This window comes from Anaerococcus sp. (genome assembly GCF_022770135.1).
Taxonomy (GTDB): domain Bacteria; phylum Bacillota; class Clostridia; order Tissierellales; family Peptoniphilaceae; genus Anaerococcus.
The window spans coordinates 1-7572 of the sequence record NZ_JALEIL010000004.1 but is presented as its reverse complement, the minus strand read 5'-3'; the positions used below and the strand labels follow the sequence as shown (position 1 = coordinate 7572).

At 36.7% G+C, this 7572-nt stretch carries 6 protein-coding genes; all 6 read left to right on the top strand.

The genetic code is table 11. From position 1 onward, the window contains the following. A partial coding sequence (locus MRZ08_RS00245; protein WP_290878600.1) for a sugar ABC transporter substrate-binding protein occupies positions 1-878 on the top strand: 878 nt, incomplete at its 5' end. A gap of 543 nt (positions 879-1421) precedes the next feature. Beyond that, entirely contained in the window at positions 1422-2747 is a 1326-nt protein-coding gene (locus MRZ08_RS00240; protein WP_290878599.1) for a sugar ABC transporter substrate-binding protein, read from the top strand. Positions 2748-2841: 94 nt separating this feature from the next. Then, positions 2842-3258 carry a hypothetical protein gene (locus MRZ08_RS00235; RefSeq protein WP_290878598.1) on the top strand — a complete coding sequence of 139 codons (417 nt, stop codon included), beginning with the start codon at positions 2842-2844 and terminating at the stop codon, positions 3256-3258. 3 nt (positions 3259-3261) lie between these two features. Next, complete coding sequence (locus MRZ08_RS00230) at positions 3262-5292, top strand: ABC transporter permease subunit (RefSeq protein WP_290878596.1); 2031 nt, start codon at positions 3262-3264, stop codon at positions 5290-5292. A 1-nt stretch (position 5293) separates the two neighbouring features. Beyond that, positions 5294-6187 (top strand): sugar ABC transporter permease, encoded by an 894-nt coding sequence (locus MRZ08_RS00225; RefSeq protein ID WP_290878594.1) that lies wholly within the window; start codon positions 5294-5296, stop codon positions 6185-6187. Positions 6188-6196: 9 nt separating this feature from the next. Continuing rightward, complete coding sequence (gene ugpC, locus MRZ08_RS00220; RefSeq protein WP_290878592.1) at positions 6197-7282, top strand: sn-glycerol-3-phosphate ABC transporter ATP-binding protein UgpC; 1086 nt, start codon at positions 6197-6199, stop codon at positions 7280-7282. The last annotated feature ends 290 nt before the right edge of the window (positions 7283-7572 follow it).

Here is a 7572-nt window from a genome sequence, read left to right as displayed (position 1 = left end):
TTCCTTACAATATCGAAACCCTAATCACCTATGTAAATACTGCAAATGCAAAGGAGAAAGGAATTGATTTAGATAAGGATATAGAAATTAATGATGTGAAGGATGAATCAACAGTCCTATTTCCTGCCTTTGATGCCTGGTCTGGGGTAGCTGCGACAAACTCATCAAATATCGAGCTTTTAGGAAAAAACGAGGATGGAACATTCTTTTCTGATATGACTAAAGAATGGGATGAGCTCGATGAGTCCCAACAAGCAACTATCAAGGGCCTTTATGAATATTGGAAAAAACACAATGAAGCCGGAACTCAACTCTTCGACCCAGATGCAGGTTGGGGCTATGTAGATGAAACATTCAAGCCAGGAAATGGCGGAGTCGCAAGACTTGGTGGAGCTTGGGATGCACAAGCCATATCAAAACAAGCAGGCGAAGGAAATCTTGCGATTTATCCTATGGAAAAACTCACTTTATCTGGAAAAGCTTTAACTCACTGGCAAAGTGGTTGGGGACTTGCAATAAATGCGAGACTAGAAGAAGATGATGAGAAGAAAGCCCTAGCAGAAGCTATGATTAAGGAGCTAGTTAATCCAGAATACGCCGAAGACTTATACAAGTATTCAGGAAAAATTCTTGAAAATGTATCAGCAGAAGAATATCAAAATTCAAATCTTGATCAAATCGATAAGGATATAATTGAAGCTACTATTTCTTCATATAAGAAGGCTCCAGCAAGACCATTGTTTAAGGAATGGGGAGATGTGTGGGATACCTACTCAAATGCAGTTCTCTCATGGAACTCTGTAAATCCTCAAAATGAGGAAGAGGCTTATAAGGCACTCAAAGCTTCATTTGAATCTATGATGGCAAATTTTAACTAATAGTTAAATCTTAAAAGTAAGGCTTGTAATAATACTCTCAAGGTCTATTTCACTATGGCCTTGGGAGTTTTTTACACTAGATACATAAACAGATTCTGTGTGAAATTTCACACAAAAAACAATATGAATTTCTCTTGGAATTCTTTTTCCTTTTTTGAATTTAATAATTTATAGAATTTGCATATTTGTATTATTTTTAGAGGGTCTTTATCTTGTAAAGTCTATTTATAGCATTCTTTATTTCAATATTGGAAATTTGTTTCTTATATATTTTCTCCTAAATAATGAGATAAAATCAAGCTTTATACTCAATATTTCTATATTTATACTTGATAAGTTTATAAATCTGTATCTGAATTTACTAATAAGAGCTAAATTATTTCTATTAAAAGCTAGAAATTCAATACTCAAAAACTGTATAAAAATTAACAATAACTTAGAAAGAAAATATCTGATCACTTCCATTTATTTTCAAAGTAATGTATAATATATATACAGAATCAAATAACGTTTTCACTAAAGGTGAAAACAAGGGAGGATTTTATGAAAAATAAATTAAAGATGTTGATGGCTTTATCGCTATCAGTAGTACTTGCTGCATGTGGCGGTAAGGGAGCGGACAAGGGTGAAGAAGCTGCCGCTGATCCAGGAGATGTTTCAGGAAAGATTTCCGTTCAAGTTGAAAAAGAATGGATGGATCATTATGAGAAAGCTGCCGAGAGAGTTAAGGAAAAATATCCTAATGCAGAAATCGAACTTAAAGAAGTAGGAGCTTTCGACCATTTGGATATCCTCGATCAAACAGATGCCAACAACGAAGATGTCGCTGACCTTTTTGCAATACCAGCAGATAGACTTGTTGGACTTGTTAATAACGACATCCTTGGTGCAATCGACTCTAAGGCTCTTGCTGATGAAATCGGTGGTTGGGATGACTTCGATAAGGGAATCGGTGGAAACTTCAATATAGATGGTGAATACTTTGCTTTCCCATACAACATCGAAACTCTTATTACTTACGTAAACAAGAAAAATGCTGAAGAAAAGGGAGTTGACCTATCTAAACCAATCGAGCTTAATGACGTAGCTGATGAGTCAACAGTTCTTCTTCCAATCTTCGATGCTTGGTACGGAGTTGCTGCAACAAACTCATCAAATATCGAGCTTCTAGGTAAAGATGAGGAAGGAAACTTATACTCAGACTTAACAAAAGACTGGAAAGACCTTGATCCAGAAAAACAAGCTACAATCAAAGCTTTATATGAATACTGGAAAAAACACAACGACGCAGGCACACAATTATTTGACCCAGATGCAGGTTGGGGATATATAGACGACACCTTCAAAGAAGGCAAAGGCGGAGTTGCTAGAATTGGTGGTGCATGGGATGCTGCTCCAATTTCTGAACAAGCAGGTGAAGGAAACCTTGAAGTTTATCCAATTGACAACATTACTATAGCTGGAAAGCCTCTAAATCACTGGCAAGGTGGTTGGGGACTTGCAATCAATGCTAGAATTGAAGAAGACGCTAACAAGAAAGCAATAGCTAACGAAATGATTAAACAAATTGTAAATCCTGAATTTGCAATAGACCTATACAAATCTACAGGAAAGATTCTTGAAAATGTAAAGAACGAAGATTACCAAGCATCAGACTTGCCAGATTCTGATAAGGCAATCATCGAAGCTACAATCAAATCTTACGAAACTGCTCCAGCAAGACCATTATTTAAGGAATGGGGAGACGTTTGGGATACTTACAAGAATGCAATTCTTTCTTGGAACTCAGTTAAACCAGCTAACGAAGAAGAAGCTTACAACCAATTAAAGGCTTCATTCGACTCAATGATGGCAAACTTTAGCAAATAATTAATAGGATAAGGGAAAGGCCAAAATAGCTAAAGAAACTAGATGATATATATAAATATCTAGTTTCTCTGGCCTAGGCCTTTCTTTCACTATTATGGAAAGAATAAAATTAGAGAAAAAAAGAGAAAGATTTATCTTAAAAATTTTGATAGTATCAGCCCTTATTATCCTAGCTTCTTCCATAGAAGCCCTAATGATGGCTAAGGATGTCGAAGTTTATAGAGAAATTCTCAAAAACAATCCAGGTCTTAGTTTTGATGAATATATTAATTCCGTTGTTTTTAATTTATTTATCAGAGTCCTAAGTCCTGTAGTAATTTCCCTTTATACATTTTTTACAGTAAAAAAATACGGAGTCAATTTCTCCTACAAATTATTTTTTGGAGGGATGACCCTAATAGAAATCTTTCAGTTGATTTTGCAATTTAGAATCGGATCTATATTTTATTATATAGTCATTATTTTAAATTTTATTTTATTATTTATTATAGGAAGGGAAGAAAGGGTGTAGGCGATGACATACGAAAAAAACCTTATAGATGATATTGGTGAGATTCGTCCTAGAAGGAACGAGTATATAATAGACTCTATTAAGGCAGAAGAGAATGGCGGAAATAAAGTAGATGCCAAAAACCATCCTTATAATCAAAAGCTAAAAAAATACGAAGAAGAAAAGAAAGAACTTTTGGCTAAGGCTGATGAAGCCGCCAAGAAAGATCCAAATTACAAACTCGACCAGAAATACTTGAGGGACTTGTATTACAGAAAATTTATGGCAAATTACTGCCTGGACTTTTATGAAAAAAACAAGGACCTATCCTATGATAGCGAGCTTGATTATAAGTTATGTAAGTTAGAATATGAGCAAATACCAAAGATTATCGAACACGATTTGCTCCTAAAAAGTCAGCTAGAAAGAGCTAGCAAGAGGCTAGAGAAATTAACTAGCGAAGAAGTAGAAAGTGCTAAAAAGCTGATCGAAGAAGATAGACTTGTTCTTAAGGAAAAATTCGAATCAGATAACAAGAGCATAGAAGAATCTTTCAACAAGGGAAGGATTTCTAAGAAGGCCTTCAAGAGTGAGAAAGAGCAGCTCAAACAAAAGTTCAAAGACCAAAACAAGAGACTTGATTATAGAAATCCAGAAGTTTCACTTAAAGAAGAAATTGAATCAATCAAATACAAGATAGACAAAGACTACAAGAAGGAGATGAAAATCCTCGAGGCAGATGAGGCTGAAGCTAGGAGGAGAACTCCAGTAGAAGTGGAGAAGACTTCTGCCTATAGGTCAATTCTTACCTTCCCAATTCCAGGTCTTGGTCAAATCCTAAATGGCCAATGGCAAAAGGGCTTATTATTTTTACTAGGTACTTTATTCATCTACCTAATAGCAATCCCTTACGCTCTAGGTTTTGGTAACTACCAAGGTGAGGGTATAGCGGGGCTTATCTCTCTTGCCCAAGGCGGAAAAAGACTTGATAGATCAATACTCTTTATGATCGAAGGTATCTTATCTATAGTTTTTGTAGCAATTGCTGCCTTAATCTATATCCTATCTTTTAAGGATGTTAGGACAACTGAGAAAAATGAAATGAAGGGTATCAGACCCAATAACTTCTTTGAGACCAAAAAGATGTTAAGGACTGACGGCTTCCCATTCTTAATTACAGCACCAGCCCTAATAGTAATTGTGTTTATAGTTATAGTTCCAATACTTACAGCTATAATGATTTCCTTTACTAACATGGACCCACAAAATCAAAACAAGTTCACATGGGTTGGACTAAACAACTACTTGACCATAGCCAAGGGCCAAGGGATAGCAGGACAAGCCTTCTGGCACATCTTCGGATGGACTGTTGTTTGGACCTTGCTTGCATCAACACTTGCAATAGTCCTAGGTTTTATCTTTGCTCTTCTAGTAAACAATGAGAGAGTTAGGGGAAAGAAGTTCTTTAGAACAGTTTATCTCTTACCTTGGGCTATACCTGCCTTTATCACAATCATGTTCTTTTCAATAATGACAAGTCGTGGTGGGGTAATCGCAAATGCTTTAAATAGCTTGTTCAATATAAGTTTGGATATCAAAAACAACACCTTCCAGACTAGGGCTACCCTAATCTTGCTCCAAGGCTGGCTAGGACATTCTTATATCTTCTTACTAACAACAGGAGTGCTCCAAGCTATACCAAAAGATTTATACGAAGCGGCAAGTATTGACGGAGCGACAGGAATCCAAAGAACCTTTAAGATTACAATTCCTTTAGTTCTTTTCCAAATAGCTCCAATGCTTATTAACCAATACACCTTTAACTTTAACAACTTCTCAATCATCTACTTGTATAACCAAGGTGGCCCATTTAACCCAGAAGTTTATGGTAACCTTGCGGGAAGCTCAGATATTTTGATCTCCTACATCTACAAGTTAACGATGGAGAGTCAATACCAAGCTATAGGTGCTGCGATAACAGTATTTATATCCATAATCCTAATAGTTATTTCATACTTTGGATATAAGAACTCTTCAGCTTTTAAGGAGTATTAATATGTTTAAGAAAAAGAAAAATAGTGATTTATATCTATCAGATCTTCAACCCTTATCTGCTGGCGGAAAGACCCTACTAACAATTACCTATATTATTTTGTTAATCTGGGCAGCTTTCATCTTAGTTCCATTGGCAATAATGGTTATATCATCCTTTAATGGAAACCAAGGTCAATATATATCAATGTCAGGAGACTTTGTCTTCTCACTTGATAACTTCAGATATTTGTTTAAGGAAACCCAGTTTTTAAAATGGGTACTAAACACCCTAAAGATAGCAGTTGCGACAACCTTGCTTACCCTAATCTTCGTATCTTTTACAGGTTATGCCTACTCAAGATTTAGATTTAAGGGGAAAAAAGCAAGTCTTATAACGATAATGTTAGTTCAAATAATCCCGGCCTTCGCAGGTATTACTGCCTACTATGCAATCCACTCCATAGTAAGTGGAATTATTCCAGTATTTTCAAGACCGGCTATGTTAATACTCATATATTCAGGTGGAGCAATCGCATCAAATACCTTTATCCTAAAGGGGTATCTTGATACAATCTCTCCAGAGCTTGACGAGGCTGCAAAGATTGACGGATGTTCAAACATGCAAGTTTATAGGCTTATAATTATGCCTCTTGCCCGTCCGATGCTTGCAATAATTGCTCTCCAATGTTTTATTGGACCATTCTTAGATTATATGATGCCAAAAATCTTACTGACAAATCCAGGAGACTACACACTTGCGACAGGACTGTTTACACTAATATCAGATGTTAGAAATATGAATCAGCCAGCCTTTGCTGCGGGAGGATTCTTGTCAGCTGTTCCTGTAATGCTATTGTTCTTAGTATTACAAGATGAATTAGTAAGCGGACTTTCATCAGGTGCAGTTAAGGGATAGGAGTTAAAAATGAAAGTAATTTTAGATAATATAGGAAAGAAATACGAAGGTCGTGAGAACTTCACGATTAGAAATATAAATCTAGAAATAGATGACAATGATTTTTGTGTAATACTAGGACCATCTGGTTGCGGTAAGTCAACCCTTCTTAGGATGATTGCAGGACTTAACTCAATTACAGAAGGAACCCTACGTTTTAACGACAAGATCATGAATACAGTTGAGCCAAAAGATAGGGACATAGCTATGGTTTTCCAATCATACGCCCTCTATCCACACATGACAGTTTATGATAATATGGCCTTTTCATTAAACATGAAAAAGGAAAGAAAAGAAGTAATCGATCAAAGAATACAAGACGTAGCAAAGATTCTCCAACTAGAAGATTATCTTTACTCAAGGCCATCTGACATATCCGGTGGACAAAGACAAAGGGTAGCTTTAGGAAGAGCGATTGCAAGAAACCCAGAAGTATTCCTCATGGATGAGCCTTTAAGTAACCTCGATGCTAAGCTACGTGAGCACATGAGAGTAGAGATCGTAAGAATCCACAATCAGCTAGATACTACAAGTATCTACGTAACTCACGATCAAACTGAGGCTATGACCATGGCTACAAAGATAGTTCTCCTAGATAAGGGAGTTATCCAACAAGTAGGAGCTCCAAATGAGTTCTATCAAAAACCAAACAACCTCTTCGTAGCAGGCTTTATAGGTTCCCCTACCATGAATATCATCAAGGGAAAAATCAAGGATGGTCTTTTCGTAAATGATTCAGGAGAAATCAAGGTAAGACCAAGTGATAAGGACCTTGAAAAGATTAAGGCCTACGAAGGAAAAGTAGTTCATCTTGGAATAAGATCTGAAAGATTTATAGCAGAAAAAAGAGACTACAACTCTGTAAATGCTAACATTGAAGTAATAGAGTCCTTAGGTAAGGAGCAACTCCTTTATACAAAACTTAAGGATGGTACTGGTCTAACTATAAGTCAACCAGGATACTTTGACTATGCTATAGGAGAAGACCACAACTTCACCCTAGACCCAGAAGCCTTACACTTCTTTGATGGCGAGACAACAGAAAGAATTAACTAAAATAAATGAAGCCCTCGGATTGAGGGCTTTTTCCTGTATGACGGGCATGTCCTAACGCTGGGGTGAAATTCCCTACAGAGCGTAGTTACCAACGAATCTAATAGTGACCCCGAAGTTTTAGGTGGCGACATCTAGGGGAGAAGAACGGGTAGCGAAATCGTGGCTTGACGAACAGGAACAGAATATAAGGCGTAACAGGTGGGCAAGCTAGCCTAAGGTAGTAAAGACCCCAAAGACAACCGTAAACCCAAAGCGTAAATTCTGCAAGTAAACGACGAAAGTATTAGAAC

What these genes read in the sequence shown, in the direction of transcription:
- MRZ08_RS00240 (WP_290878599.1), top strand. Translation starts at nt 1,422, where the DNA reads ATGAAAAATAAATTAAAGATGTTGATGGCTTTATCGCTATCAGTAGTA.
- MRZ08_RS00235 (WP_290878598.1), top strand. Translation starts at nt 2,842, where the DNA reads ATGGAAAGAATAAAATTAGAGAAAAAAAGAGAAAGATTTATCTTAAAA.
- MRZ08_RS00230 (WP_290878596.1), top strand. Translation starts at nt 3,262, where the DNA reads ATGACATACGAAAAAAACCTTATAGATGATATTGGTGAGATTCGTCCT.
- MRZ08_RS00225 (WP_290878594.1), top strand. Translation starts at nt 5,294, where the DNA reads ATGTTTAAGAAAAAGAAAAATAGTGATTTATATCTATCAGATCTTCAA.
- ugpC (WP_290878592.1), top strand. Translation starts at nt 6,197, where the DNA reads ATGAAAGTAATTTTAGATAATATAGGAAAGAAATACGAAGGTCGTGAG.